This is a genomic window from Rhodococcus huquni (assembly GCF_055231055.1).
The window spans coordinates 192974-219768 of sequence record NZ_JBUYWE010000007.1 but is presented as its reverse complement, the minus strand read 5'-3'; the positions used below and the strand labels follow the sequence as shown (position 1 = coordinate 219768).

The 26795-nt window shown below is 65.3% G+C and carries 23 protein-coding genes; 10 read left to right on the top strand and 13 right to left on the bottom strand.

Annotated features, from left to right (window positions below; translation table 11 throughout):
- Nucleotides 1-4: 4 nt before the first annotated feature.
- Entirely contained in the window at nt 5-400 is a 396-nt protein-coding gene (locus ACZI8R_RS15035) for a VOC family protein (protein WP_463380437.1), read from the top strand.
- Nucleotides 401-411: 11 nt separating this feature from the next.
- On the opposite strand, the gene ACZI8R_RS15030 is transcribed toward ACZI8R_RS15035, so the two are convergent.
- Together ACZI8R_RS15030 and ACZI8R_RS15025 are read right to left on the bottom strand one after the other, a co-directional pair.
- Nucleotides 412-1368, bottom strand: coding sequence for a glutathione S-transferase family protein (locus tag ACZI8R_RS15030; protein ID WP_463380457.1), 957 nt, complete (start codon nt 1366-1368; stop codon nt 412-414).
- Between the two features lie 159 nt (nt 1369-1527).
- A complete protein-coding gene (locus tag ACZI8R_RS15025; RefSeq protein ID WP_463380436.1) occupies nt 1528-2235 on the bottom strand; it encodes a GNAT family N-acetyltransferase in 708 nt (235 codons plus the stop codon).
- A 78-nt stretch (nt 2236-2313) separates the two neighbouring features.
- Between ACZI8R_RS15025 and ACZI8R_RS15020 the strand changes: the two genes are divergently transcribed.
- Nucleotides 2314-2952 (top strand): PadR family transcriptional regulator, encoded by a 639-nt coding sequence (locus tag ACZI8R_RS15020; protein WP_463380435.1) that lies wholly within the window; start codon nt 2314-2316, stop codon nt 2950-2952.
- Nucleotides 2949-4457, top strand: coding sequence for an MFS transporter (locus ACZI8R_RS15015; RefSeq protein ID WP_463380434.1), 1509 nt, complete (start codon nt 2949-2951; stop codon nt 4455-4457). Before ACZI8R_RS15020 ends, ACZI8R_RS15015 begins: the two co-directional genes overlap by 4 nt.
- Here ACZI8R_RS15015 and ACZI8R_RS15010 read toward each other — a convergent pair.
- Complete coding sequence (locus tag ACZI8R_RS15010; protein WP_463380433.1) at nt 4417-5835, bottom strand: FAD-binding oxidoreductase; 1419 nt, start codon at nt 5833-5835, stop codon at nt 4417-4419. The genes ACZI8R_RS15015 and ACZI8R_RS15010 overlap by 41 nt on opposite strands.
- On the opposite strand from ACZI8R_RS15010, the gene ACZI8R_RS15005 reads away from it, so the two are divergent.
- The 3 genes from ACZI8R_RS15005 (at nt 5834) to ACZI8R_RS14995 (ending at nt 8894) form a co-directional block, all read left to right on the top strand.
- Nucleotides 5834-6640, top strand: a complete 807-nt coding sequence (locus ACZI8R_RS15005; protein ID WP_463380432.1) for an enoyl-CoA hydratase/isomerase family protein — start codon at nt 5834-5836, stop codon at nt 6638-6640. The genes ACZI8R_RS15010 and ACZI8R_RS15005 overlap by 2 nt on opposite strands.
- Before the next feature lie 95 nt (nt 6641-6735).
- On the top strand, nt 6736-7929 hold the full coding sequence (locus tag ACZI8R_RS15000) for a class I adenylate-forming enzyme family protein (RefSeq protein WP_463380431.1): 1194 nt from the start codon (nt 6736-6738) through the stop codon (nt 7927-7929).
- The gene (locus ACZI8R_RS14995; protein WP_463380430.1) at nt 7926-8894 is read left to right on the top strand and encodes an adenosine deaminase; all 969 of its coding nucleotides are present in this window, start codon (nt 7926-7928) and stop codon (nt 8892-8894) included. The genes ACZI8R_RS15000 and ACZI8R_RS14995 overlap by 4 nt, the downstream gene beginning before the upstream one ends.
- Here ACZI8R_RS14995 and ACZI8R_RS14990 read toward each other — a convergent pair.
- Both ACZI8R_RS14990 and ACZI8R_RS14985 read right to left on the bottom strand, forming a co-directional pair.
- On the bottom strand, nt 8877-10193 hold the full coding sequence (locus tag ACZI8R_RS14990) for an amidase family protein (protein ID WP_463380429.1): 1317 nt from the start codon (nt 10191-10193) through the stop codon (nt 8877-8879). The genes ACZI8R_RS14995 and ACZI8R_RS14990 overlap by 18 nt on opposite strands.
- Before the next feature lie 9 nt (nt 10194-10202).
- Nucleotides 10203-11516 carry a D-arabinono-1,4-lactone oxidase gene (locus ACZI8R_RS14985; RefSeq protein WP_463380428.1) on the bottom strand — a complete coding sequence of 438 codons (1314 nt, stop codon included), beginning with the start codon at nt 11514-11516 and terminating at the stop codon, nt 10203-10205.
- 77 nt (nt 11517-11593) lie between these two features.
- Between ACZI8R_RS14985 and ACZI8R_RS14980 the strand changes: the two genes are divergently transcribed.
- Both ACZI8R_RS14980 and ACZI8R_RS14975 read left to right on the top strand, forming a co-directional pair.
- Nucleotides 11594-12235, top strand: a complete 642-nt coding sequence (locus tag ACZI8R_RS14980; RefSeq protein WP_463380427.1) for a TetR/AcrR family transcriptional regulator — start codon at nt 11594-11596, stop codon at nt 12233-12235.
- A gap of 67 nt (nt 12236-12302) precedes the next feature.
- Nucleotides 12303-13481 (top strand): amino acid deaminase/aldolase, encoded by a 1179-nt coding sequence (locus ACZI8R_RS14975; RefSeq protein ID WP_463380426.1) that lies wholly within the window; start codon nt 12303-12305, stop codon nt 13479-13481.
- Here the strand turns inward: ACZI8R_RS14975 and ACZI8R_RS14970 are convergent.
- From ACZI8R_RS14970 to ACZI8R_RS14950, 5 genes are all read right to left on the bottom strand, one after another.
- Nucleotides 13468-16932: a TM0106 family RecB-like putative nuclease gene (locus ACZI8R_RS14970; protein WP_463380425.1), complete on the bottom strand. Its 3465-nt coding sequence runs from the start codon at nt 16930-16932 to the stop codon at nt 13468-13470. The genes ACZI8R_RS14975 and ACZI8R_RS14970 overlap by 14 nt on opposite strands.
- A 57-nt stretch (nt 16933-16989) precedes the next feature.
- Entirely contained in the window at nt 16990-18777 is a 1788-nt protein-coding gene (locus ACZI8R_RS14965; RefSeq protein WP_463380424.1) for an AMP-dependent synthetase/ligase, read from the bottom strand.
- A 160-nt stretch (nt 18778-18937) separates the two neighbouring features.
- Nucleotides 18938-19450 (bottom strand): hypothetical protein, encoded by a 513-nt coding sequence (locus tag ACZI8R_RS14960; protein ID WP_463380423.1) that lies wholly within the window; start codon nt 19448-19450, stop codon nt 18938-18940.
- A gap of 73 nt (nt 19451-19523) precedes the next feature.
- Complete coding sequence (locus tag ACZI8R_RS14955; protein ID WP_463380422.1) at nt 19524-20144, bottom strand: phosphoribosyltransferase; 621 nt, start codon at nt 20142-20144, stop codon at nt 19524-19526.
- Between the two features lie 41 nt (nt 20145-20185).
- Entirely contained in the window at nt 20186-20986 is an 801-nt protein-coding gene (locus tag ACZI8R_RS14950; RefSeq protein ID WP_463380421.1) for a carbon-nitrogen hydrolase family protein, read from the bottom strand.
- Nucleotides 20987-21093: 107 nt separating this feature from the next.
- Between ACZI8R_RS14950 and ACZI8R_RS14945 the strand changes: the two genes are divergently transcribed.
- Entirely contained in the window at nt 21094-22854 is a 1761-nt protein-coding gene (locus tag ACZI8R_RS14945; protein WP_463380420.1) for a DEAD/DEAH box helicase, read from the top strand.
- A gap of 36 nt (nt 22855-22890) precedes the next feature.
- Here the strand turns inward: ACZI8R_RS14945 and ACZI8R_RS14940 are convergent, their stop codons facing one another.
- Nucleotides 22891-23553, bottom strand: a complete 663-nt coding sequence (locus ACZI8R_RS14940) for a hypothetical protein (protein WP_463380419.1) — start codon at nt 23551-23553, stop codon at nt 22891-22893.
- Between the two features lie 259 nt (nt 23554-23812).
- Between ACZI8R_RS14940 and ACZI8R_RS14935 the strand changes: the two genes are divergently transcribed.
- Nucleotides 23813-24199 (top strand): hypothetical protein, encoded by a 387-nt coding sequence (locus ACZI8R_RS14935; RefSeq protein WP_463380418.1) that lies wholly within the window; start codon nt 23813-23815, stop codon nt 24197-24199.
- Here the strand turns inward: ACZI8R_RS14935 and ACZI8R_RS14930 are convergent.
- On the bottom strand, nt 24188-26092 hold the full coding sequence (locus ACZI8R_RS14930; RefSeq protein ID WP_463380417.1) for an ABC transporter ATP-binding protein: 1905 nt from the start codon (nt 26090-26092) through the stop codon (nt 24188-24190). The two genes, ACZI8R_RS14935 and ACZI8R_RS14930, sit on opposite strands and share 12 nt — an antisense overlap.
- Nucleotides 26093-26176: 84 nt before the next feature.
- Nucleotides 26177-26779: an AMIN-like domain-containing (lipo)protein gene (locus tag ACZI8R_RS14925; protein ID WP_463380416.1), complete on the bottom strand. Its 603-nt coding sequence runs from the start codon at nt 26777-26779 to the stop codon at nt 26177-26179.
- Between the last annotated feature and the right edge of the window lie 16 nt (nt 26780-26795).

Here is a 26795-nt window from a genome sequence, read left to right as displayed (position 1 = left end):
TCGTATGAATACGACGGATACGCAAACCATTGTCTGGCCCACCCTGATGTACGCGGATGCGCGCGGTGCAATCCGCTTCCTCGTCGACACACTCGGTTTCGTGGAGAAGGCGGTGTACGGCGACGGAGACCGAGTCGACCACGCAGAACTCCGCTGGCCCGGTGGCGGCGGAATCATGCTCGGCTCGAGTCGTCCGGAACCGGCGACCTGCGCCGTTCCTCCCGGTGTCGGCTCCATATATCTGGTGATCGACAACCCGGACGAGATGTACGACCGGGTGGTGTCGGCGGGAGCCACCATCTCCGGAGAGTTGCGAGACGAGGACTACGGCTCGCGCGGTTTCACATGTCGCGATCCCGAAGGCGTCTACTGGAGCTTCGGGACGTACGGGGGAGCCTGAGCGACTCGGCGTCAACCCACCCAGTGCGACGCCGGTACGACCTCGTCCGGTTTCGGGGGGTTCGGGGGTGTGCCGTCACCGAACGGCCGCCCACCGAGCTTCTCGCGGCCGTGCGGCTCGAGCCAGTTCTTCAGGTCGGGGCCCTTCGGCACGATCCCGGTGGGGTTCACGTCGGTGTGGACGAGGTAGTAGTGGTCCTTGATGTGGGTGAAGTCGATCGTGTCGCCGAAGCCGGGAGTCTGGAACAGGTCGCGGGCATACGCCCACAACACCGGCATCTCCGTGAGCTTGCTGCGGTTGCACTTGAAGTGTCCGTGATAGACGGCATCGAACCGGGCCAAAGTGGTGAAAAGTCGAACGTCGGCCTCGGTGATGGTGTCTCCCACCAGGAATCGTCTGTCGGCCAGGCGGTCCGTGAGCCAGTCGAGGCGGTCGAACAATCGGTCGTATGCGGCCTCGTACGAATCCTGTGAACCTGCGAAACCACACCGATACACGCCGTTGTTGACGTCGCGGAACACCAGATCTGCCACCTCGTCGATCTCGCCCCGCAATTCCTCCGGGTACAGGTCGGGAGCGCCCTCTCGGTGGTACTGCTTCCATTCGGTCGAGAGGTCGAGCGTCATCTGGGGAAAGTCGTTGGTCACGACCTGGCCCGTCGGTACGTCGACGATCGCCGGCACGGTGATACCGCGGGGGTAGTCGGGGACGCGCGCAAAATAGGCGTCCTGGATACGCGGGATCTTCAGGACCGGGTCGATACCGCCGGGGTCGAGATCGAAGGTCCAGCTGCGCTGGTCGTGGGTCGGGCCGCACACTCCCATGGAGAGAACGTCGTCGAGCCCGAGGAGTCGTCGGACGATGATGGCTCGGTTGGCCCATGGGCAGGCCCGCGCCACGACGAGACGATAGCGACCGGGCTCCACCGGGTAGCCGTCACGGCCGTCCGCCGTGATCCGCGTTTCGATGTATCGAGTATCCCGAGTGTATTCCGAACCCGGCTGAACATAGGAGCCACTCGGAGCGTCCGCTCCGTCGGGATTCTGTTCCGGCGCAGTGCTTTCGGAATCCGTACCGTCGCTGCTCACGCTTCGTCTCCTCTGTGGTGTGGCTACTCTGCCCGAATCCTACCCCTCCTGTTGTTGAACGTTCAGTGACACGTGGAGGCCACCTTCGACGTACCCGAGCTTGTGTGCGAGAGCGTGTCCCGCGAAATTGTCTCGGTGCACACGGAATTGGGGGATCAAACCGCCGTCCAGTGCCGCGTCCGTCGCGATACGACCGACGGTCGAGGCGAGTCCGCGTCTGCGGTGTTCGGGCGTCGTGAGTACGGCGACGTCGGCGACCAACCCCTCGCGCTCGAGGTAGCCGGCAGTCGAGGTCGGATGCTCGTCGTCGGTGAGGATGGTGAACGACGAGTCGTGTTGGTCGAGATGCAGTTCTGCAGCGTCGTCCGGAGGGCATCCGTTCGCGACTGCGCGAGCATGCTGCAGCTCGTGGGAGACCAGCGGTTCGTCGCCCTCGGCAGGTTCCGCCCCCGCCGCGACGTAGTCGGTGGCGAAGAACAGCACCTCGGGCCCCACGCATCGCGCGGACCGGTCGTCGGTCAGAGAAAGCAGTGCGCTGGGGTCGGTGAACTCGTCGAGTGCGCGGCCCGCTGCACGGTCGGCCAGTCCGGCAGGGCCGACGAGGCAGTGGACGGCCCCGAGTCGAAGCAGCGCGATCGAGTCCGAGGTCGAAGTCTCGAGGACCCCGGAGGTGGACAGGGCGTCGTCGGGGAGTCCGAGCGCGCGGGCCCATGCAAGGCGTGCGATGGCGAGTTGATGCGGGTCCATTGCCTCACCGTATTCATCGAGCGTATATTCCATGTGGACTATTTGGTGCGGAGTAATGCGGAAAGTGGGGTGTAGAACGTGAGCGCAGACCTCACACCACTCGCTGTGACCGTGCTCGGTCTACTCGGTGAGCGGCCGATGCATCCGTACGAGATGTACCAACTGGCGTCGTTCCGGCGTGGCGAGCGTCTCGTGAAGTTGCGGCCCGGGTCGCTGTATCACACGGTCGACCGACTCGAACGAGACGAAATGGTTCGGGCGGTGGGCACCGATCGCGAGGGCAGACGTCCCGAGCGCACGACGTACGAGATCACCGGCACAGGCCGCGCCGCCATCGAGGACACCGTTCGTCGCATGCTCGAAGTGCCGGTCAACGAGTACCCGCGATTCCCGGTTGCGCTGGCAGAAGCCCACAACCTCGATGTCGACGTCGTCGTCGAATTGCTCCGCAGCAGAATCGCCGCGTTGTCAGGCGAGATCGATGCCATTTCCGATCGGTGGCAGCTGGCAGACGAGATGAACGTGCCGCGCATCTTTCGAATCGGCGAAGAATATCTGCAGGTCCTCGCCCGCGCGGAGCGCGAGTGGTTGACGAGCCTTGCAGGAGAGCTCGAGACCGGGGAAATTCCCTGGCTCTCACCAGAACTCGTCGAGCGCATCGAGCGCTCGATACGACTCACCGGGAAGCCGGCGGAAAAGACAGGGGACAAGACATGACGACCGAGCGCGTGAGGGTGCCGACCACAGAGCGGAGCCCGTGGCCCGCTCTGTGGGCCCTGGTCATCGGCTTCTTCATGATTCTCGTCGACAGCACGATCGTTGCCGTGGCGAACCCCGCGATCATGAACGACCTGCAGAGCGACATCAACAGCGTTGTCTGGGTGACCAGTGCGTATCTGCTGGCCTACGCGGTGCCGCTGCTGGTCACCGGGCGTCTCGGTGACCGATTCGGCCCGAAGAACGTCTACTTGATCGGATTGGTCCTCTTCACCGGTGCATCGCTGTGGTGCGGACTGTCCGGGACCATCACGATGCTGATCGTCGCCCGCGTCTTCCAAGGCTTCGGTGCTGCCCTCATGACCCCGCAGACGATGGCGGTGATCACCCGAACGTTCCCGCCGGATCGTCGTGGCACCGCCATGGGGCTGTGGGGCGCGGTGGCCGGCGTCGCGACACTGGTCGGGCCGCTTGCCGGCGGTGTTCTCGTGGACAACCTCGGCTGGGAATGGATCTTCATCGTCAACGTCCCGGTCGGTGTGATCGCGTTCGTGATGGCCTGGCGGTTGGTGCCGACCCTGCCCACCCACACGCACAGCTTCGACATCCCCGGCGTGTTCCTGAGTGCTGTGGGCATGTTCTTCCTCGTCTTCGGCATCCAGGAGGGGAGTTCGTACGACTGGTCCGCGCTCGTGTTGCTGTCCATCGGCGCGGGTCTGGTGATCCTCGGGGTGTTCGTTTGGTACCAGTCCTGGAGCAGGAGGGAACCGTTGGTGCCGCTCGGCCTGTTCGCCGATCGCAACTTCTCGCTTGCGAACGTGGCCATCACGGCAATGGGCTTCGCGATCACCGCGATGGTTCTGCCGCTGATGTTCTACACACAGGCCGTTCGGGGAATGACCCCGACGTCGTCCGCGCTGTTGCTCGTGCCGATGGCGGTCCTGACCGGTGTGTTCGCGCCGTTCGTGGGCCGACTGGTCGACCGCACTCATCCGCGGTACATCGCCGGCACGGGGTTCCTGATGTTCGCGGTTGCACTCGGCTGGCTGGCGTCGGTCATGACTCCCGAAGCCGAGGTGTGGCAACTGTTGTTGCCGATCGGACTGATCGGTCTCGCCAACGCGTGCATCTGGTCGCCGCTGGCAGCAACGGCCACCCACAACCTGCCGCCGCAGAAGGCGGGCGCCGGCGCGGGTGTCTACAACACCACTCGTCAGGTGGGCGCAGTTCTCGGTAGTGCGGCGATCGGTGCCCTCATCACCTCACGACTGGCAGCAGGCGGGCTTGGCGGCGGTGGTGGTGAGGAGTCGGCCACGCAACAGCTTCCGGAGATCATCCGTCAACCGTTCAGTACCGCGATGTCCGAGTCGATGTGGCTGCCGGCGGTCGTGCTTCTGGTCGGCTTCGTCGCCGCGGTGTTCTTCGCCCGACCGGAGCGCCAGGCCCAGGCCGACGGCGAGCCGGCTACGACCGAAACGAATCCGGAAAGAGCACTGCAGGATTGAGGTAGTCGGTCGGATCGAAGGCGCGTTTGAGTGTCCACATCGCGTCGATGTCCTCCGGCGTGAGTGTGAGGTCCAGATAGTTGCGCTTGAGCGTGCCGACACCGTGTTCGGAACTCACGTTTCCGTGGTGACGGCGAACGACGTCGAGGATGGCCGGGTAGAGGTCGGTCTCGTCGGGGCAGCGCAACACGTTGAAGTGGATGTTTCCTTCCGCGACGTGGCCGAACAGGACCGGGATCGCCTCGGGCGCGAGTCGGTTCACGGTCGCCACCGCCTCATGGGTGAAATCGGCCAAGGTGTCGAGGGGCAGGGCCGCATCGAACTTGACGGGTGGACCGAACAGCCCGACGAGCTCGGCGAAGACTTCACGTGCGGCCCACACCCGCTCGCGGCCGATCGCGTCCATTCCCACCGCGGGCTCGTCGCGGATGGCACACTGCGACAGCGCAGTTGCCGGTTCGTCGGTGCGGTCCTCGTTTCCGGAGAACTCGACCAGGAGATACCAGAGCCGGCCGGTGGGGACCGCAGCGCCGAGATGCTCGGCGGCAAGGTGCAGGCCACGGCCGTCGACGAGTTCGAGAGCATCCACCTCGCGGTGCCGACGCAGGATACGGCCGGCATCGATCACGTCTTCGAGTCGATCGAAGCCGGCCAGAGCACACACTCGGTGCGAGGGGATCGGTCGTAAGCGCAGCTCGACGGCCGTGACGACTCCGAGAGTTCCCTCGCTGCCTGCCCAGAGGGACAGCAGGTCGTAACCCGTGTTGTCGGCCCGGACTCGAGGTGTGCGCCGCACGATGGAACTGTCGGGGAGGACGACCTCGAGTCCGGTCACCTGGGCCGACATGTTGCCGTAGCGGACAGTGTGGAGCCCGCCCGCGTTCGTTGCGACCATGCCGCCCACGGTGGCGGAGTCCCTCGAAGCGATGTCGACGCCGAACAGCAAGCTCGAGCCCGCAGCTACCTCCCGTAGGCGAGCGAGGGTGACTCCGGCACCGACAGTGACGCGCAGCCCCTCGGAATCCACTTCGCCGACGTGGGTGAGTCTTTCGGTGGACAACATGACGTCGTCGTTCTCGGGGACGGTGCCGGCGACGAGTCCGGTCCGGCCGCCCTGCACGGTGACCTTCACGCCCCGTTCCCGGCAGACGGTGAGAACTGCGGCCACCTGGGCGGTGTCCGCGGGCCGGACGAGGGCGACGGCTCGGCCACAGTGTCGACCCGTGTGATCGGTGGCGCGAGAGCGCAGTACGTCCGGATCCGTGGTCACGTACCGCCCGCCCACCACCTGGGCGAGGGCCTCGTCCAGCGCAGCAGTCGTGCGATCGTCGGTCACATCCCGATCGTATGCCCGAAACCTGTGGCACCCTGGCGTCATGACCGAGCCGTCGAAGACAGAGCAGCCCACCCGACTGGAACGAGTGACGACCGAGGCGGGTGCCGAGATCGCGATCCTGACGTTCGCGCACGGACCCCTCAATCTGTTCGATCAGGACATGTTCGACTCCGTGCAGGCTCGTGTCGGCGAGCTGACAGCCAGCCCGCCACGCGCGGTCCTACTGCGCGCCGAGGGCAAGGTGGTGTCGGCCGGCGTCGACGTCAACGTGTTCTCCGGACTCGACGCCGCGCAAGGCGCCGACCTCTGGCAGAAGCTGTTCGCGACGGTGTGCCATCCGCTCGAGGCGCTGCCGTGTCCGGTCGTCTACGCGGCGCACGGACTCACCCTCACCGCGGCCTTCGAGATCGCGCTCGCGTGCGACATCGTGTTGGCCGCGCCGAAGGCCAAGTTCGGCCTCGTCGAGACCGTCGTGGGTCTGACGCCGTCCATGGGCGGTCCGCAGCGTCTCGCCGAACGCGCCGGCTCGGGGCGGGCCCGGGAGTTGGTGATGACGGGCGATCTGTACGACGCGGAGACGATGCACGCGTGGGGCGTGGTCAATGCCGTTCACGAGGACGTGGACGAAGCCGCGCGTGCGTTGACCGCGCGCCTGGCAGACGGCCCCACGAGGGCGCATGCGGCGACCAAGCAGATCGTCGAGGCCTGGCGATCCGGCGGCGTCGCGCATGCGGATTCCGTGACGCCGACCGTCTCGGGTGAGCTCTTCGAGACGGAGGATCTGGTCGGTGCGGTGCGGAGCTTCCTCGACGTGGGTCCGGGTAAGGCCACGTACCAGGGGAGCTGACCCAGGACCTGATCCGGCGCGCACGGCTCGATCTGAGACGGAATGTGATCCACGCCATATAGTCGTCTGTACTGATCGCGAGAGCGGAGGTGCAGATGTCGTCATCGTTGGTGGAGTATCCGAGTAGTCGGCGATTTCTACGCGACGACAGGATGGTGCGCGGACGTGACGGGCTGCTGCGATACGGCGGCCTCGAACCATCACTGTCGGAACTCCTGGACATCGCCGTCCACCGGTTCTCGGATCGAACGGCGGTGGAGGAACTGGGCGGGCAGTCGATCACCTACGCGGAGTTGTGGCAATCCGCCGCGCATCTCGCCGGCGGTCTCAAAGGGCACGGCGTCGAGATCGGGGATCGTGTCGCCGTCTGTCAGCCGGTGGGTGCGCGCTGGGTGGAGACATTTCTCGGGGTGGTGCTCGCAGGCGCGGTGCCGGTCATGGTCGACCCAGGATGGGGAGCGGACCGGGTCGAGTTGGTCGAGGCCGACAGCGGCTCGGTGCTGACCCTCGCTGCAGAGTTGCCGGAGGGCGTCGCGTTCATCGACGACGGTGCGGCCCCCGACGAGATGGCACTGCTCGCATACACCGTCGACACCGGTGAGGCCACGGGAGTGGAACTCAGCAACGAGAATCTGCTGTCGAGCATCGAGTCCGTCGTGCACTTACGCGCTTTCGGGGATGCGGGGATTCGCAATCTGGTGGTCGATCCCGACCTGCAGACCGTGGCATCTGCGGTGGAGGTGCTGTCGACTCTCGCGGTCGGTGGAACGGTCGTTCTGACCACGAGCACCGAAGTCGAGGCGTGGTGGACGAGCGGCGCCGACGTGCTGACGGCGACACCGAGCACCTTGCTGACCGCACTGGAGACCCACGACGTGACCGATTTCGGACGCCGCGCCGTGCGACTGATCGACTACAGCGGAAGCGGATTCGGTGCGCAGGATGCCGCCACCCTCCGTGAAGCCTTCCCGGGCGCGAGACATTTCGCGACCTGGGGGCTCCCCGAAACCTGCGGTGTCGGCTTCGTACTGCCCGACGAGTGCGGCGTCGCTCACGTCGGCACCGTGGGAATTGCGTACGGCGGAATGGAGGTGGCACTGTATGGGCCGGACGCCGAGCACGGGCTCGGTGAACTACTCTGCCGCGGTCCGGCCGTGACGCGCGGCTATTGGAACCGGCCTAAGGAAACTGCAGACAGTTTCACCGGTGGTTGGTTTCATACGGGCGATTCCGCGTCGGTGGACGGCGAGGGGTTCGTGCGGATCACTTCGGGAAAGGCAGTTGCATGAGTCGTCGCGTCGCCGAGTTGCACATGCACATCGAAGGGTCGCTCGAACCCGAGTTGATCTTCGAACTCGCGGAGCGGAACCGAGTCTCACTGCCGTACAAGGACATCGACGATCTACGGTCGCGTTACGAGTTCACCGACCTACAGTCGTTTCTCGACCTGTACTTCACCAACATGCAGGTACTGCGAACGGAACAGGACTTCGCCGACCTCACCCGCGCGTACTTCGAACGAGCGGCACGAGCGGGTGTCGCGCACGCGGAGGTGTTCTGCAATCCACAAGCTCATATGGCGCGCGGAGTGGCACTCGAGACCGTCGTGAACGGAATGATGGATGCGGTGGCATCCAGCGAGCGAGACTTCGGTCTCAGCACCAATGTCATCGCCGCGGTGCTACGAGACCGGCCGGTCCACGAGGCCGCGGACATGCTCGGGGGTCTTCTCGCCATGAGCGCCCCGATCGTCGGGATCGGGCTCGACTCCGCAGAGGTCGGCAACCCGCCCTCCCTGTTCGAGGACGTGTTCGCGCGTGCCCGCGCGGAGGGTTTGCACGTCGTTGCCCATGCTGGTGAGGAAGGGCCACCCGAATACGTCTGGCAGGCACTCGACCTCCTCGGGGCAGAACGAATCGACCACGGAGTTCGTGCGCTCGAGGATCCGGAGTTGGTTCGGCGCCTCGTGGACGAGGAGATTCCTCTGACGGTGTGCCCACTGTCGAACGTTCGGCTCCGAGTTTTCGACACCATCGAGGAGCACCCGCTGCGCCGGATGATGGACGAAGGGCTGATCGTCACCGTGAACTCGGACGACCCCGCCTACTTCGGCGGATACGTGGACGACAATTTCGACGCGCTGCGTGGGGGTATCGAGTTGACCGATGCCGAGCGAGACCTACTTGCCCGCAATTCGATTCGTGCTTCTTTCGCAAGTGACGCACGAAAGGCCGAGCTACTCGCCGCGTTCTGATTCGATCTCTCGGACCGCCGCCAGTAGGACTCGGTCGAGTCCGAAGGGTGCGATCAGCGAGAGGCCGACAGGCAGGCCGCCGGACGCGGACAACGGCACGGTCGCGGTCGGTAAGCCGGCGATGCTCGAGATCGCAGTCAGCATGCCCGTATTGCGCAGGACCGTGTCTCGAAGGAGAGCGAGGTCGGCACTTCGCTCCGGTGCGGCAGAGGACGTCGTGGGGATGACGAGGATGCGACCGCCCATGAACCGCTCGATCGCCGCGGCAGCTTCGCCGATTCTGCTCAGCTGACGCGCGTACGCGGACTCGGTGACCCGGCCGGCCTCCGCGAAGTTGTCGCGCGCCTCGGCTCCCAGCGTCGCCGATGCGGTCGCGACGAACTCGCCGTGAGCCGACCGCGCCTCGTAGCCCTGGACTGCGCTGACGGCGTCGAACCAGTCCGGCAACGAACCGATATCGGGATCTGCCCTGGTGATGTCCTCGAAGGATGGATCCTCGAGCGCGGTGCGGAGCGCGGCCGACACCTCGGCATCCGCGATCGCACCGAGGCCGTCGGAGGTGACGAACGATCCGTCGAATTCGCTCGGACCGCTCGGTAGCAGGACGTCGGACACCCGCTCCAGTGTCTCGAAATCGCGGCACGCCCAGGCTGGAAGATCGAACGTGGAGGACAGTGCCAGCAATCCTGAAGTCGAGATCGCACCCCGGGACGGAACGAACCCGTACAAACCTTGGTAGGACGCGGGTATTCGTATCGAACCGGTGGTGTCGACACCCAGCGCGATGTCCGCGACGCCGCTGGACACTGCACTGGTCGCGCCCGAGCTCGAGCCGCCGGGAATCCGCCCCGTCGCAGTGGGATTGGGTGGTGCGGTAGCGCTTCCTCCTGTGCCGGTGTGGCCGTACCCGAGATCGTCTGTGTGCGCGAGACCGGTCAGGTCCGCGCCTGCATTCAGGAGTGCAGAGACAGCGTCGGCGGTCACCGACTCGACGGGAGCGGCCGACAGCCATTGCCGGTTGCCGGCGCCGATCTGTTGCTGCGCCACCGCGTACAGGTCCGTGACTGCGATGCGGAGACCGTCGAGTGGTCCGCCGAAGGTGGCACGCAGCAGGGGATCGCCCGCGACTCGCCAGATTTCGCCGTCGGACAATTCGGCGGGGGATGGGCCACCGCCGGGGAGCGGCGGGACCTTCGGGTCAGATGGTGAGCCGCATCCGGCCACGCCGACACCGGCGAGCATGGACAGAGCCCCGGCACCGGTCAGGTGCAGGAATCCTCGTCGATCGAGTATCCGCACCCCGCCACGTTAGCGGCCGAGGACCTGCTGCAAGTAGGGGTTGTCGAACATTCGGTCCGGATCGTACTTGTCTCGGACCGTCACGAAGTCGTCGAAGTGGCGATACGTGGATCGGAGATCGCCCGCGTTGCGGCCGTGCATCTTGCCCCAGTGCGGGCGCCCGTCCACCGCGCGCGCGATCTGCTCGACCGCATCGAAGTACGGCTGATGCTCGCGCCGGTGATACTGGTGCACCGCGATGTATGCCGTGTCGCGGCCGTTGGCGGTGGACAGCCAGACGTCGTCTGCGGCAGCGAAGCGGACCTCAACGGGAAACGCGACGGTGAATCCGGAATCGGTGACCCACTTGTCGATCTCGGTGAGAGTGGCCTCCACTGTATCGGCGGGGATCGCGTATTCCATCTCGCGGAATCTGACCCGCCGGGGAGAGGCGAACACGCGATAGCTGCGGTCGGTGAACTCGCGCCGGGTCAGCGCACGAGAAGTGATGCGGTTGATCTGCGGAATCACGGAAGGCACGAGGGTGGAGATTCGATTGACGCCTTCGAAGACCACGTTGCTGAGGAGTTCGTCCTCGATGTACGACCGCGCTGGATGGGTCGGCGTGTTCGGAGTGTTCCGTGGCCTTCGCGTGTTGCGCTTCGTCATCGTGCGGCGGGTGTGCGGGAACCAGTAGAACTCGAAGTGATCGACGAGTTCGCGGTCGTCCGCGAGTCGCATGAGTGTCTCGTCGAGTGATTCCGGTGCTTCGACGGCGGTCATCGAGAAATGCGGAATGCAGTGCAGCGTGATCTTCGACAGGATGCCGATGGCACCGAGGCCGAGGCGGGCCGCCTCGAACAGTTCGCTGTTCTCCGTAGCCGAACAGTCCGCAACCGAACCATCGGAGAGCACGATCTGCAGTCCGACGACCTGGGTGGCGAGCCCTCCGAAGCCGGCGCCGGTCCCGTGCGTTCCGGTGGAGATCGCGCCGGCGATCGACTGCACGTCGATGTCGCCGAGGTTGGTCATTGCCAGCCCGCGGTGCCACAAGAGTTCGTTCAGGTCGTGGAGGCGGGTGCCTGCGAGAACGGTGACGTGCGCACCGTCGGCGATCAGATTCACCGATTCGATGCCTGTGAGACCGTCCAGGCCGACCAGCACGCCGTCCGTGACTGCAACTCCGGTGAACGAATGCCCAGCTCCGACGGCCTTCACGTGCAGGCCGCGACGGGCCGCGTCCTGCACGATCTTCTGCAGTTCGGACACCGATTGGGGGGTCTCGAATCGATGCGGATGGGCAGATTGAGTGCCTGCCCAGTTGCGCCACGTGTCCAGTGCCATGGGTCCAATCATGAACTTGGACGAGCGTCCAGGCAAATGTGCACGGTCGGGGGACTCTGTCGAACTACGATCGACACATGCTGAACAGGCTTCCTGCAGACGAACGTCGGGCCCAGTTGGTGGAGTCTGCCCTCGCGATCGCCGAACAACGTGGAGTTGCTTCGGTCACGGTGCGGGCGGTAGCGGAGGAAGCGGGTGTGTCCCTCGGGGTCGTGCACTATTGCTTCGAGAGCAAGGAAGCGTTGCTCGCGGCAATGGGACAGGCGCTGGTCCTGCAGCTGAGCGAGTCGATGAGAATGGCCTTCGGGCAGGTGCGTCATGCCCCCGAATTGGTCGGTGTCAGCGGACTTCGTGAACTGCTGCACATCGGGCTGAGTGCGATGTGGCCGATTCTCGAGGAGACCCCTGACCGTCAGTTGCTCACCTACGAGATCACCGCTCTGTCCCTGCGGCACAAGGCGGGTGGAGCGGAACATGCCGGTGACATCGCCAACGAGCAGTACCAGATCATGGACGAAGAGGCTGTTCACTTCTTCGAGGAGTGCGCACGTATGACCGGGGTGCGTTGGACCGAACCACTGGCAGCGGTGGCGCGATTCGCGCTGGCGATACTGGACGGGCTCGTGCTTCGGTGGCTGGTGGACCGCGACGGTGAAGCGATGATCGCGGCCCTCGACGATCTGGTTCGAGTGATCGCGGACAAGGCTACGGCCGACTGATTCGACAACCTGGACAATCGTCCAATTCGATGATTGACTGGCGTGGATCAGCGACGATTGGAATCACGTGAGCCCGACACTCGACCGACTGACGGCAGCAACGCAGACGTTCGATCCGCCATTGGCGGCCCTGGACTTGACCACGCTCCGCGCCAACGCCGCTGATCTGGTGCGGCGCGCGGGCGGCACACCGGTCCGGGTGGCGAGCAAATCGGTTCGATGCAGAGCCGTTCTCGAGATCGCACTGGGAGAAGGTCTCACCGAGGCCGACGGCTTTCGCGGGATCATGGCGTATTCGCTGCGCGAAGCAATCTGGTTGGCGCGAGCCGGCGCCGAGGACGTCTTGATGGGCTATCCCACGACGGACCGCGCGGCCATCGCGGAACTGGCCGGCGATCGGTCTCTTCGCGAGCGCATCACTCTGATGATCGACTCGCCCACCCACCTCGACGTTGTCCGCGCGGCCGCCGGTGCCGAAGTCACCGGTGTGCGCGTGTGCATCGATGTCGACTCCTCGCTGCGAGTAGGGCCCATCCATATCGGCGTACGACGTTCCCCGCTTCGTGATCCGGACGCCGTCTCCGCGCTGGCGCAGAAGGCTCGCGCGCTGAACTTCATGGTTGCCGGGGTGATGTTCTACGAAGCGCAGATCGCAGGCCTCCCCGACACCTCACGCCCGGTCGAGTGGATGAAGCGGGCATCTGTCGACGAACTGTCCACGCGCCGTGGTGCCGTCGTGGCGGCAGTGCGGTCGGTCGTCGGAGACCTGGAAATCGTCAACAGTGGTGGAACCGGCTCTCTCGAGGTGAGCTCCGCGCATCCCGACGTCACCGAGGTGACTGCCGGATCCGGCCTCTATACGCCGACACTGTTCGACAGATACCGCGCCTTCACTCCGCGCCCCGCGTTGTTCTTCGCGCTGTCTGCAGTTCGTAAGCCGACACCGAAGATCGTCACCCTGTTCGGTGGTGGCTACATCGCGTCCGGCCCCGCCGGCAAGACGCGCGTGCCTTCACCGACCTGGCCCCGCGGACTGAAGTTGCTGCGAAACGAAGGTGCCGGCGAGGTTCAGACGCCTGTCACCGGCGGACCTGCCGGCGATCTGGAGATCGGTGATCGGGTCTGGTTCCGGCACGCGAAAGCCGGTGAGCTGTGCGAACGTTTCAACATTCTGCACCTGGTCGACTCCGACGGATCGCACTCGACTGTTCCCACCTACCGGGGCGAAGGACTCAACTTCGGTTGAGCCGACCTCGATCGACCGGAGCCGTCAGCCGCATGAACGCGCCGAGTTCCATCAAACCCTCGGGTGTGCTCGGGACGTACTGGGTGAGGGCAGTGGATCGAATCACGAACGCCGCCCACTTCGCCCGGGACACAGCAACGTTGAGTCGGTTCCGCGACAACAGAAACGACATTCCGCGTGGCACGTCCTCGATCGCGGATGCTGTCATGGACACGATGACGACAGGAGCTTCGCGGCCCTGGAACTTGTCGACAGTTCCCACCTCCACGCCGACGAGTCCGGCAGCGGTGAGGCGACGCTCGATGAGCGCAACCTGGGCGTTGTACGGGGCCACCACGAGGATGTCTTCGACGCCGATCGGGTGATCGACGATCTTCTCGTGTGGATCCGACCAGCGCAGCCCGAGAAGTTTGGTGACCGTCGTGGTGATCTCGTCCGCTTCTTCGGGAGACTGGGTCGAGTTTCCGCGATGTTCCACGAACACGGTGTGCACACCAGGAGCAGTTCCGGTGAGCGACCGCGCTCCGGACACGGAATCCTGAGCCTGTAGCCGACCGTCGTATGAAAGGACGGATACGGGCGCGCACAGGTCCGGGTGCATACGCCAGGTGCGTTCGAGGAAGTATCCGCGTTCGGGCGGCAGCGCACCGTGCCCGGCAGCCAACCATCCCAGTGCGGATTCGTCGACAGGCTCGGGGTGTGTGCCCTGACTGACCTGCGGCAGTTGCTGCGGGTCACCGAGCAGGAGGAGATTGCGTGCGGATCCGCTCACCGCAATGGTGTTGGCCAGTGCGAACTGACCGGCCTCGTCGATGACGAGGAGGTCGAGGGAGCCGGGCGGTACCCGGTCGGTGTTGGCGAAATCCCATGCAGTGCCGCCGATGACGCAGCCGGTGTCTGCGGACCTGTCGAGGAAGGCCGGATAGTCCTTGGAATCGATCTCGGTCCACGGTGTGACGCGGCCTCGGCCGTCCTTCTTCGCCACCAGATCCTTGGACACTCCGGCCTTGACGACGGCGCCCAGCATGTTCTCGATCACCGAGTGTGATTGTGCGACGACACCGATTCTCCAACAGTGCTTCTCGACGAGTGCCTTGACCACCCGCGCGCCGGTGAACGTCTTGCCGGTGCCGGGTGGGCCTTGAACGGCGACATAGGAGTTGTCGAGATCGAGGATCGCCGCGGTGATGGCCGAGGCGTAGTCGATGCCCTCGGGCCGCGGTAGGGTCGCGCCGCTCGAGGTTCGCGGATCGATGCGGCGCAGAATGTCGACCGCGGCAGTGCGGGGGAGAGCCGGCAACGAGTCGGCGGCCTGCTTGGCGGCGTCGAGAATCGAGGACTCGATGCGGTCGGTGGTGATCGGCGGGCCCGGTGCAATTGCGATCGGGAAGTCCAGGTATTCGTCGCCGTCCAACAACTCTTCGATCTGCACGACGTCCCGGCGCATCTCGTCTTTTCCGACGGCGATGACCGTTGCTCGGCACGAGCCCCGGAGGTGAGAGTGCTCGCCCGCCACTGCGTCCGGCGCAGGAGTGTCGTACAGGCTGAACACCGTGGTGCCCTTACTTACGGTGCTGCCCGTTCCGAAGCGCCCGATCAAGGTCGAATGCCTGCGCTGCTTCTTCTGGCGCGGCGTGCTCTTGTGCCATTCCTTGTCCACCCTCGCAGAGCCGACCAGGAGCACGTCGCGAACGTCGGACAGGTCTGCGGACGCATCGAGCCGGTCGAAGTGCGCCCACCAGAACGGCTTTCGTTCACGTTTGTGATAGCCGACCGCTGCGGCAAGTAGAGCGGCGGCCCGCCGGTCGTCGGCAGTGCCTTCGGTCCCGAAGGCGAACTCGCGAAGAGAGTCTTCGGTCGGCGAGGGCGGTTCGACGACGGCGAGCGATTCCTGGCCACCGGACCTCGGCGTCACGGAGTGTTCGACAGCGCGCTCGAGTAGCCAGTTGCGGAGCAGGAGGGTCGACTCGCAGTCGTACTCGTTGTAGTCGGCGATGCCCTGGAGCAGGGCGGCTGCTTCCTCGGATCTACCACTGTCGCGCAGTTCGCAATAGTCGGCGTAGGCCACGACGGACGCCGCCGCGTTGGTGACGTCACCGTCTCGGCCGTGGTCGCCCATGTAGAGGGGCTCGAGCTTCTTGATGCTGTACGAACGCTCGCCGATACGGAGTGAGCTGCGAACCACCGGATACAGGTCGACGAGTACGTTGTCGCGCAAAAGATTGTCGACGATGTCTTCGCCTACGCCGTGCCGTCCGGCCAGGCGTAGGAGCGCGGACTTCTCGTAGGCCGCGTAGTGGTAGACGTGCATGTCCGGGTACTGGCGACGGCGTTCGGTGACGTAATCGAGGAAGTCGAGGAGTGCGGTGCGTTCCGCGCGGCGGTCGTGTGCCCAGAAAGGCTTGAACGTGAACCGATCAGCAGTGCCTTCGACCACGCCGAACAGGTACTCGAGGCCCCAGTCCGCGTCGCCGTCCTCCGTCCACAACGGATCGCCTTCGAAGTCGAAGAAGATGTCGCCGTCGCTCGGCGCAGGAATTGCGGACAGCGCCTCGGGGGAGTGGACGCGATACTCCGCTCGGCCGGACTGTTCCTGCTGCAACTGGACAGTGGCCTGATCTCGCAGGCTCGTCAGTGTGCGGTCGTGAACTCCCTCGACCTTGCCCGTGTGCGTGGCCAGCTGGTCGATGGTGGTGATCCCGCCGGCGACTAGGCGCGATCGCGCGATGTTGCGCATCCCTGCCACCAGTAGGAGGTCGCGGTGCTTCTCCAACTCGGGAGCGCAGGTGTCGCAGCGACCGCAGGCGCCGTAGCGCGGATCGCCCCACTCCGCGGGTCCGTCTTCGCTGTGGTGAGTGTCCAGAATGTGTTCCAGTGCCGCCCGCCGCGCGCCGAACACCGGCGTGATGTCGCCGAGTGAGTGGCTGGTGGCAGTGCCGTCGCCGAGCAGGAGATGGACCTCGGGCGATGTGGCGATGCCGTTTCCGGCGAGCGCATTGGCGTAGGCGGCCAACTGTAGGAGCGCGGGCACGCGTGCATGCCTGGACAGCTTGGTGTCGTACACCGCTACCGTGTCGCCCTCGCGTACGAGGAAGTCGCAGAACCCCAGGAACCGTCCATCGAAGAACGTGCCCTGGTAGACCACGTCCGCACCGGCGCGCAGTGCATCCACGGTGGCAGCGTCCGCCGCGAGCAGTCCGCGGCGGCTGTGCTCCGGACGATCCATCTCGACGACACCGCCGCCGAAGCGGTCACGGAGTGCGTCCAGGTGCTTGCGCTCATGGGCGCTGCCGAGCCCGGAGGTTCGGGTGAGCATCGGATCGTCCTCGACACGAGATGCCTTGATGCGACCGAGTGACGCATCGAGACGACGCAGCAGTCCGAACTCGCACGCCGCCGCCGCGGTGAGATCGCCGGCGCTGTAGACGATCGTGTCGTCGAGTAGGAACATGGGGCGATTCTGCCACCGCCCACCGACGCATCTTCGTCGGTGGGCGGTGGCAGAGCGTCAGGAGTAGATGGCCTCGATTTCGGCGCCGTGCTCCTTGTGGATGATGTTGCGCTTGAGCTTCATCGTCGGGGTCAGCTCGCCGGTCTCCTGGGTGAAGTCGACAGTCAGAATCCGATACTTCTTGATCTGCTCGGCGCTGGACACCTTCTTGTTGCCCTCGCTGACCGCGGTGTCGATTTCCGCGACGAGGTCGGGGTTCTTGACGAGGTCGGCGATCGCAGTGTCGGCCGGAACGTTGTTCCGCTCCTTCCAGCCGGGAAGCGTCTCCTCGTCGAGGGTGATGAGCGCGCCGATGAAAGGCTTCGCGTCTCCGACCACCAGGCACTGACTGACGAGAGGATGCGCGCGGATCGCGTCTTCGATGACGGCCGGTGCGACGTTCTTGCCGCCGGCGGTCACGATGATCTCCTTCTTGCGACCGGTGATGGAGATGAAGCCTTCTTCGTCGATCGCCCCGAGGTCACCGGTGTGGAACCAACCGTCCCGGATGGAATCGGCGGTGGCCTGTTCGTTGTGCCAGTAGCCGTCGAACACCACGGGGCCCTTGACGAGCAGTTCACCGTCCTCGGCGATCTTGGCCGAGTGGCCGTCGATGGGCTTGCCCACCGAGCCGATCTTCTGACTGGTGGTCGTGTTCACGGAGACTGCCGCGCTGGTCTCGGTGAGACCGTAGCCCTCGTACACGGGGATTCCGACGCCACGGAAGAAGTGTCCGAGACGGCTGCCGAGGGCGGCGCCGCCGGAGACGGCGCGATCGCATTCGCCACCGAGCGCGGTGCGGAGCTTCGAGTAGACGAGCTTGTCGAAGACGGCGTGCTTGAGCTTGAGGCCCAACCCGGCCCCGCCGGTGTCCTGCGCCTCGCTCCAGGCGATCGCGGTGGCCGAAGCCTTCTCGAAGATGCTGCCCTTGCCGCCGTCGTACGCCTTTTGCTTAGCCGAGTTGTAGACCTTCTCGAACACACGCGGAACCGACAGGATGAAGTTGGGCTTGAACTCGGCGAACTGGTCGAGCAACGTGGTCAGATCCGAGGTGTGGCCGACGGTCACCTTGGCGTCGAACGCACCGAAGGAGATGGCGCGGGCGAACACGTGGGCGAGTGGGAGGAACATGAGGGTCCGTCGTCCCGCGTACATCGCGTCGCTCAGAGCCAATTTCACGGCAGCGGACTCTGCGTAGAAATTCGCGTGGGTCAGCTGCACGCCCTTGGGGCGTCCGGTGGTGCCGGAGGTGTAGATGAGCGTGGCCGCCGAGGTCGCTCGCACCCGGTGGCGCCGTTCGTGCAACTGCTCGTCCGTGATGGCCGAGCCCCGAGCGGTGAGGTCCTCGATGGCACCGGACTCGATCTGCAGAACCTCGCGCAACGCCGCCGCGTTCTCCGTGACCGTCTTCAAGTCGTCGGCATGTGACTGCTTCTCGACGACGAGTAGCGACGTGGCCGAGTCCTCGAGAATCCACTGCGCCTGGTCGGGGGAGGACGTCTCGTAGATCGCCACGGTGCAGCCGCCCACAGTCCAGATGGCGTAGTCGAGAACGACCCATTCGTAGCGGGTGGCCGAAAGAATGGCGACTCGGTCACCGAGTTCGACGCCGGTGGCGATAAGACCCTTCGCAACCGCGGATACCTGCCCGGCGAACTCCGAAGCCGTGACGTTCACCCATGTCGAACCCTGTAAACGCTGAAACGGAACGAAGTTCGGGTCCTCGCTCGCGTGCCGAAACACGGTGTCCGCCATAGAGGCGTCCTCCGGAATCGAGAACGACTGCGGTACCGAGAATTCACGCACTGTAACCCCATCCTCTGAAATACAACGGATGTGCATTCGATCACATCCGGAGCGTTTCCGCACCACCATCGTTGTCCGATTTGGGTGATTTTCGGGGCGACCTGCGGAAATGGGATCCGGGGCAGGGAAAGGGCAGCGTCCGGAGCCGGAGAGTTCGAGGTCAGCCGGCGGTGGTCTGCACCGTCTGGCGTGACAGCCCGATCCCCGCGAGCGTCAGAAAGCTCGTCCAGGTGTCGTCGTCCTCGTCGCCGCAGACCTCGGTCCAGGCATCGTGCAACTGCTCGAGCTTGGCCTGGTCGCGGGCTGCATCGAACAGATCCGAAATGCTGTCGATACGCCGGTCGTAGAGCAGCGCCGCAGCTTGCTGGATGTGGCGGGCCTCGATGGGCGCACCCGTTGCCGAATAACGCCGCTTGTAGCTGGCGACCTTGCCGGCCCACTGGTCGGAACTGCCGGCTTCCTCGAAGGTCCGGAGTAGCGCACGTGCGCCGTCGGTGACCGGCTCGCCGTAGGGCATGAGCTCCGCCTGACGCGCGCGCCGATAGGCGAGGTACCTGTCCACCACACCGACGTCGTCCCGGCCGTGGTGCGACTGAACGGATTCGATGATGCACAGCGCCAGGCTGCGCCGGTGGTCGGCGAGTGCTTCCGGTCGTTCCAGTGAGGTGGTCACGGGATCCTCCAAGTGCAGTACTTCGTGCTCTGGGGGATGTATCGCCCGTGCGCCGCGAAACGTTGCAGTTCGGCTACAGAAAGGCTCGCACCTCGTCGTCCGACAGCTGATGGAAGTCGACGTAAGCAGCGCCCACTCCGCCGAGATCGCCCGGTATCCACGGACATACGACCTCGTCCGCGACGACCTGTACTCGGCGTATCGCCTCGGGGCAGGCGACAGGGACCGCCACCACGACCCTGGATGCGCCGAGTGTGCGAACCGTGTGGCAGGCGACTGCGACGGTGGCACCCGTCGCCATGCCGTCGTCGACGAGAAGGGCCGTGCGCTGGTGGAGATCGATACGAGGACGACCCTGCCTCAGGACGCGAGCTCGGCGCTCGAGTTCACGGCTCTCCTGCGCGACGACGGTCCGCATCGTCAGCGGGGTGACGTGCGCTCCGTGCACGACGTCCTCGTTGGTGACCGTGGTTCCGCTTTCTCCGATCGCACCCATCGCCAGCTCCGGCTGCCATGGCAGTCCGAGTTTTCGGACCACCACGATGTCGAGTGGGGCGTCGAGCGCGACTGCCACCTCGTAGGCGACGGGGACGCCTCCTCGGGGGAGTGCCAGCACCACCGTCTCCGGGCGGCGCAGATGGGTGAGCGAGTCACACAGCGCGCGTCCGGCTGCGGTGCGGTCGGCGTATTCCATCGACGGTCTCCGAAGTGATCGAAACGTCTTCGATGTCGACGTTACCCGCGACCGGTGACCCCGAACCGGCGGAGTTCGAGGGCCGGATTCGTCTCCCGAACCGAGTTCACGCGATCGGCCGAGAGTTCGGCGGTCGCGACCCCGACGGATTCACCCAACGACGCGGACACCACGCCCATCGGATCGACGATCATGCTGTTGCCCGCGCCCCCACGCCCGCACTGGTCGGCCGCGAGGACGTACACGGTGTTCTCGATCGCCCGCGCACGCACGAGGGTCGTCCAGTGGTCCTCTTTCAGCGGGCCGGGGATCCATTGGGCGGGCAGTGCCAGCACAGTCGCGCCCGCATCGACGATGCGTCTCGTCGTCTCGGGGAACCGAACGTCGTAACACGTCTGCATTCCGAAAGTGAGGCCGTCGACGGTGAAGGTCTCGGGCTCCTCTATCGGACCCGGCCGGATCACGTCGGATTCGCGGAACCCGAAGGCGTCGTAGAGGTGCAGTTTGCGGTACACGGCCACCAGATCGTCCGCGGGCGACACCGCGACGAGAGTGTTGGAGATGCGATTGTCCGTCGACAGTTGCTCTGCGACGCCGGCGACGAGGTGGATGTTCAGGTCCGCGGCGATCTCGGTGAGTCCGGTCACGAATTCACCGTCGAGTGGCTCGGCCGCGGCGACGATCCGTTCGTCGACACGCGGGGCGGTGAACATCGAGTACTCGGGCGCCACCACGACACGAGCGCCGCGGTCAGCGGCTTGCCGAGCCAAGGTGCGTACGGCCCGCAAGTTCTCGCGCTTGTCCTGGCCCGGACCGAACTGAGCTATCCCGACTTCGACCATGACACCTACGCTAGGCGACTCGAGGGGGCCTGGCATCCGCCCCGGTTTGCGGCGGATTTGCGCGGGCTGTCGGACGAGCTGGGCGACGTGCACTAAACTGCTGGTCAATGAGTGAGAACGAGCAAGACACCGAGCACCCCACTTTTGCCGACCTCGACATCGACGATCGGGTTCTGAAGGCACTGTCCGACGTGGGGTACGAGTCGCCCTCACCGATCCAGGCAGCCACGATCCCGCCGCTCCTCGCCGGCAACGATGTCGTGGGTCTCGCCCAGACCGGTACCGGCAAGACGGCGGCCTTCGCAGTCCCGATCCTTTCGCGGATCGATCTGTCGCAGAAGTCGCCGCAGGCCCTGGTCCTGGCTCCAACCCGGGAACTCGCATTGCAGGTGGCGGAGGCATTCGGCAAGTACTCGGCGCACATCCCCGGACTTCACGTGCTGCCCATCTACGGCGGTCAGAGCTACGGGGTGCAGCTCTCCGGCCTGCGTCGCGGCGCGCACGTCGTGGTGGGCACGCCGGGGCGTGTGATCGACCACCTGGAGAAGGGCACGCTCGACCTCTCGCAGCTCGCATACCTCGTACTCGACGAGGCCGACGAGATGCTGAAGATGGGCTTTCAGGAGGACGTCGAACGCATCCTGTCCGACACTCCCGAATACAAGCAGGTGGCGCTGTTCTCCGCCACGATGCCCGGCGCGATCCGGAAGATTTCGAAGCAGTACCTGCACGATCCCGTCGAGATCACGGTCAAGTCGAAGACGTCGACGGCCTCCAACATTTCGCAGCGCTACGTTCAGGTGGCACACCAGCGGAAGCTGGACGCGCTCACCCGAATTCTCGAGGTCGAGTCCTTCGAGGCGATGATCATCTTCGTCCGCACCAAGCAGGCCACCGAAGATCTGGCAGAACGACTGCGGGCACGCGGCTTCTCGGCCGCCGCAATCAACGGTGACATCGTTCAGACGCAGCGTGAACGCACGATCGGTCAGCTCAAGAGTGGTGCGCTCGATATCCTCGTGGCGACCGATGTCGCGGCCCGTGGACTCGATGTGGACCGGATCTCTCACGTCGTCAACTACGACATCCCGCACGACACGGAGTCGTACGTTCACCGCATCGGCCGAACCGGACGAGCTGGGCGTGCCGGCGAAGCATTGCTCTTCGTCGCACCGCGTGAGCGTCACCTGCTCAAGGCCATCGAGCGGGCAACCCGTCAGCCGCTCGCCGAGATGCAGTTGCCCACCGTCGAGGATGTCAACGCCCAGCGCGTCTCGAAGTTCGGCGATTCGATCACCGAGAGCCTGACTTCGGACAATCTGGCGATGTTCCGCGGAATGATCGAAGACTACGAACGCGAACACGACGTGCCGCTCGCAGACATCGCGGCCGCTCTTGCCGTGCAGTCCCTCGACGGCGAAGCGTTCCTCATGGATCCGGAGCCGCCGCCCCCGCCGCGCCGGGAACGCGAGCCCCGGGATCGGCCGGCGCGACGTTTCGACGACGGCCCTCCGAAGCACTCGCGGGGTCCGGACGGACAGGAGTTGGCGACCTACAGAATCGCCGTCGGCAAGCGGCATCGCGTGGTGCCCGGTGCCATCGTGGGAGCGATCGCGAACGAAGGTGGTCTCCGGCGCAGCGATTTCGGGCACATCAGTATTCGTCCCGACCACAGCCTCGTCGAGTTGCCGGCCGACCTGTCTCGCGAGACGCTCGAGGCGCTCCGCCGCACCCGGATCTCCGGTGTGCTGATTCAGTTGCAGCCCGACCAGGGGCCGCCGTCAGGCAGGCAGGGACGTGACGACCGCTCCGGTGGTCGCTTCGGTCGTGACCGTGACCGTGATGGAAAGCGCAAGCCGCACAGATAATTCTGTGCGGCTCGGCCGGGGTACGTCGGTTCGAACTCAGGCGGGGGGAGTGGCCGCGCCTGTCTCCACGGGTGCGGGCGCGCTCTCGGCCGCGGCCTCGGCGGGCAGCGGGCCGTCCTTCGGAACGAAGAACGAGCCCACAGTGGGCAGAACGTGGCACACGGCCGTCGGGTAGTTGACGGAGCCGAAGAGTGCGGCAACTACCGTTCCCGCTCCGGTGTGCACGGTCTTGGCCAGGGACGGGTAACCACCTTCCGTGGTCCCGTCCAGCACGTTGATTCCGCTGGCTCCGGTGGTCGTGTTGACCCACGCGACGCTCAGACCCGACGCGGTCACGACGCCCGGGTATGCGGACAGTGCCTGGAAACTGACCTCGTTCGCACCGACGGTTGCCGAAGGGCCAGTGGTTGCGGACGCCATGGTCATGGTGACCGGTGCGGTGGTTCCGCAGCCGATCGTGGGTGCGGTGTAGAAGAACGGTGTGTACTCGTTCGCGACGTCGGACAGCGCGCTCGATGCGGCGAGTGCCTCGATCGCGACGCGGGCAGGTGCGCTGTCGGCCTTTTCTCCGAGCTCGTCGAATCCGGAAAGTCCCGAGGTGGGTGGGGCGGCCGCGGCTGGGGCCGAAGCGCCCAGCGTTATCGCGATTCCGACGGTTGCTGCGCCGAGCGCACGCCGAGTCCACCCTTGAAAATCCACCTGTTTACTCCTCGCTGCCCGTCACGGGCAGATCGACCTGCGAGTAGATCCCCGATGATCACCCGCGCGGAGAACTTACCCCAGAGTCAGTCGAAACGTGAGGGGCGGCGTCCGGACTCCGTGAGCATGTCGACGGTCACGTCCTGTTTCGTACTGTCGGCAACCGCTGAGCGATCACCGCTGTGAAGCGGGTTTCAGGGCATACTGGACGAACTGGACCTTTCTGCCGGTAGAGGGTCCGACACGATCAGGGGGTGCCGTGCGGACACTGACGGCCGATGACCTCGGTCTTCTTCTCTCGTTGTTCGCGGTGCTGCTGCTCGCATTCGCCGCGAACTTCCACTTCTCCCGTAAAGCGGTCCACAGGCATCGGAACGCCGCGATCGCGTTCGTCGTCCTGACGTTCGTCGGCGAACTGTCGACGGTGGTCGCGTTGATGTTGACCTGGGTGGCGTTGTGGAGTCCGGCGGCCTGGGATCGGATCGACGATCTGCTCGTCTTCGTTCCCGGCACGCTCTCGATCCTGTGCGCGGTCCTGCTCACCGTCGAATCGGTGTGGTCACGGATAGTGCATATTCTCCGTGCCGAACGGGACGACGCATTGGTGGACACGCACCCTTCTACTACACATCCCTCACGTGAGTGACGGCGCGAACCGTGGGTCCGTATCGCGGCCCCGGCCGGTGTCGAACTGGGTGCGGTAAAGCTCCTCGTACCGCCCGCGCCGCTCGATGAGCTGATCGTGGTTTCCACGCTCGACGATCCGCCCGTCTTCGACGACGAGAATGAGATCGGCGGCCCGCACCGTCGACAAGCGGTGCGCGATCACGATCGAGGTTCGACCGACGAGTGCTTCGCCGAGCGCCTCCTGTACAGCGGCCTCGGAGGTGGAATCGAGGTGTGCGGTGGCTTCGTCGAGGATGACGACCCGAGGATGCGCGAGCAGCAGACGAGCAATGGTGAGGCGCTGCCGCTCGCCGCCGGAGAGTCGGTAACCGCGTTCGCCGACGACGGTGTCCAGTCCGTCCGGTAGTGAATCGATCAGGTCGGTGAGGCGTGCTCGCTCCAGGACCTCCGCGAGCTCACTCGCGGGCGCGTCCGGCCTGGCCAGCAACAGATTCGCACGTACGGTGTCGTGGAAGAGGTGACCGTCCTGGGTCACCATGCCGACGGTCGTACGCAGCGAATCGCTCGTGACGTCGCGGACGTCGGCACCCGCGATCTCTATCGAACCGCTGTCGACGTCGTAGAGACGCGGGACGAGTCCTGCAACGGTGGACTTTCCGGCACCCGACGAACCGACGAGGGCGATCATCTGGCCGGGCTCGGCCCGGAAAGAAATGTCGTGGAGCACTTCGACCCCACCCCTGGTGTCGAGTGTGGCCACCTCTTCGAGCGAGGCAAGCGATACGCGATCCGCCGAAGGATAGGCGAACGAGACGTTGCGGAACTCGACGGACGCGGGGCCGGTGGGCATCTCGATGGCATCCGGCTTCTCTGCGATGAGCGGTTCGAGATCGAGCACCTCGAACACCCGCTCGAAGCTGACTAGCGCGCTCATGACGTCCATGCGGGCGCTCGCAAGGGAGGTCAGTGGCGAATAGAGGCGGGTGAGCAACATTGCCATGGCCACCACGGCGCCCGCGTCCAATTGCTGACGCAGAGCGTAGAAGCCGCCGAGTCCGTACACGAGCGCCAGCGCCAGTGCCGAGACCAGGGTGAGTGCGGTGACGAAGATCGACTGCAGCATGGCGGTTCGGACCCCGATGTTGCGAACCCGCCGGGCTCGTACCGCGAACTCGGTCGATTCCTCCCTCGGACGGCCGAAGAGCTTGACCAGGGTGGCTCCCGGAGCGGAGAACCGTTCTGTCATCTGGGTGCTCATGACCGAGTTGTGGTTGGCCGCTTCACGGCTGAGCTGTGCCAGGCGGGCGCCCATGTGCCGTGCCGGCAGCACAAAGATGGGGAGCAGTAACAGAGTGAGAAGCGTGATCTGCCAGGAAATTCCGAGCATCACGACGAGCGTGATGGCCAGCGTGACCACGTTGCTGACGACGCCGGAAAGGGTGTCACTGAATGCGCGCTGAGCACCGATGACGTCGTTGTTGAGCCGACTCACCAGCGCCCCGGTGCGGGTGCGGGTGAAGAAGGCGACCGGCATGCGTTGGACGTGATCGAACACCGCGGTCCGCAGATCGAGGATGAGGTCTTCTCCGATGGTCGACGACAGCCAACGGGTGAGAAGGGCCAGCGCCGCCTCCAGGAGCGCGATGATGGCGATCAGGACGGCCAGTCGTACCACGACGGCGATCTCGTCTCCGTTCACGATGGCATCGACGACCCGGCCGGCGAGGACCGGTGTGGCCACTGCGAGAGCGGCAGTCGCCACGCTGGCAACGAGAAACCACACGAGCGGGCGGCGGTGCGGAAGTGCGAATCGCCCGATCCGCCCCAGTGTCGCTCTGGAGAAGGGCCGCCGATCCTCTTGCGCGTGCATCGCGTTGTACATCGCGTTCCACGCGGTGACTTCCATGCTCATGCGGTCTTCTCCTGTCGCCGGCCTCCCACGCTAGGGGAGGGCTACGACACAAACCGTAGAACCTGAAGTGGACTCGAGGTCAAGCTACTTTGCGACGTCGACGACCAGACGCGTCGGATCGGACAGTGTGCTCACTGCGAACGGTCGACCCTTCTCGGCGACACCGATGAACGACTGGGTGACGCCCTCGAACACCAGGGATCCGTTGACGTCCGAGATCACTCCACCGGGAATTCCGGGAACCGGATCGGGTCCGGAGTACGGCTCGACCTTGCTCTCGAACGGATACGCGGACCCTTGGATCCGGACCTGCAGAATTGCTTGGCCACCCACCTCGATCGGACGGCCGCTGCCGTCCTGGACGGCCGAGTCCACGTATTCGACCTGCCATCCGGGTGAGCCCTCGCCCCCGAGTTCGTAGACGACTCTGTCGAAGCCCTCGTGTTCGCCGACGCGAATGTCGGTGACCGTGAGGGCCGATTCGTCGTCGCCCGGAGATTCCTTCGGCGCGGTGTCCGTGGGAACCGAACCTTCGTCCTCGGCGGCAGCGGACGTGGTGCCTGCTACGACGCTCGATGTCGCGTTCGGTGCGGATTCGCTCTCGGCGCAGCCGGCCAGGCCGACCGTGAGGGCACATACCGCGATTGCGGCGAACGGGGCGAGGCGCTTCGAAGTCGTCCGGGTCATCGTCCGATCGTAAGCC

Coding starts and splice junctions, on each gene's coding strand:
- ACZI8R_RS15000 (WP_463380431.1), top strand. CDS start 6,736: ATGTCGTCATCGTTGGTGGAGTATCCGAGTAGTCGGCGATTTCTACGC.
- ACZI8R_RS15015 (WP_463380434.1), top strand. CDS start 2,949: ATGACGACCGAGCGCGTGAGGGTGCCGACCACAGAGCGGAGCCCGTGG.
- ACZI8R_RS14980 (WP_463380427.1), top strand. CDS start 11,594: ATGCTGAACAGGCTTCCTGCAGACGAACGTCGGGCCCAGTTGGTGGAG.
- ACZI8R_RS14995 (WP_463380430.1), top strand. CDS start 7,926: ATGAGTCGTCGCGTCGCCGAGTTGCACATGCACATCGAAGGGTCGCTC.
- ACZI8R_RS14950 (WP_463380421.1), bottom strand. CDS start 20,986: ATGGTCGAAGTCGGGATAGCTCAGTTCGGTCCGGGCCAGGACAAGCGC.
- ACZI8R_RS14970 (WP_463380425.1), bottom strand. CDS start 16,932: ATGTTCCTACTCGACGACACGATCGTCTACAGCGCCGGCGATCTCACC.
- ACZI8R_RS15035 (WP_463380437.1), top strand. CDS start 5: ATGAATACGACGGATACGCAAACCATTGTCTGGCCCACCCTGATGTAC.
- ACZI8R_RS15025 (WP_463380436.1), bottom strand. CDS start 2,235: ATGGACCCGCATCAACTCGCCATCGCACGCCTTGCATGGGCCCGCGCG.
- ACZI8R_RS14985 (WP_463380428.1), bottom strand. CDS start 11,516: ATGGCACTGGACACGTGGCGCAACTGGGCAGGCACTCAATCTGCCCAT.
- ACZI8R_RS15010 (WP_463380433.1), bottom strand. CDS start 5,835: ATGACGCCAGGGTGCCACAGGTTTCGGGCATACGATCGGGATGTGACC.
- ACZI8R_RS14945 (WP_463380420.1), top strand. CDS start 21,094: ATGAGTGAGAACGAGCAAGACACCGAGCACCCCACTTTTGCCGACCTC.
- ACZI8R_RS14955 (WP_463380422.1), bottom strand. CDS start 20,144: ATGGAATACGCCGACCGCACCGCAGCCGGACGCGCGCTGTGTGACTCG.
- ACZI8R_RS15005 (WP_463380432.1), top strand. CDS start 5,834: ATGACCGAGCCGTCGAAGACAGAGCAGCCCACCCGACTGGAACGAGTG.
- ACZI8R_RS14930 (WP_463380417.1), bottom strand. CDS start 26,092: ATGAGCATGGAAGTCACCGCGTGGAACGCGATGTACAACGCGATGCAC.
- ACZI8R_RS14925 (WP_463380416.1), bottom strand. CDS start 26,779: ATGACCCGGACGACTTCGAAGCGCCTCGCCCCGTTCGCCGCAATCGCG.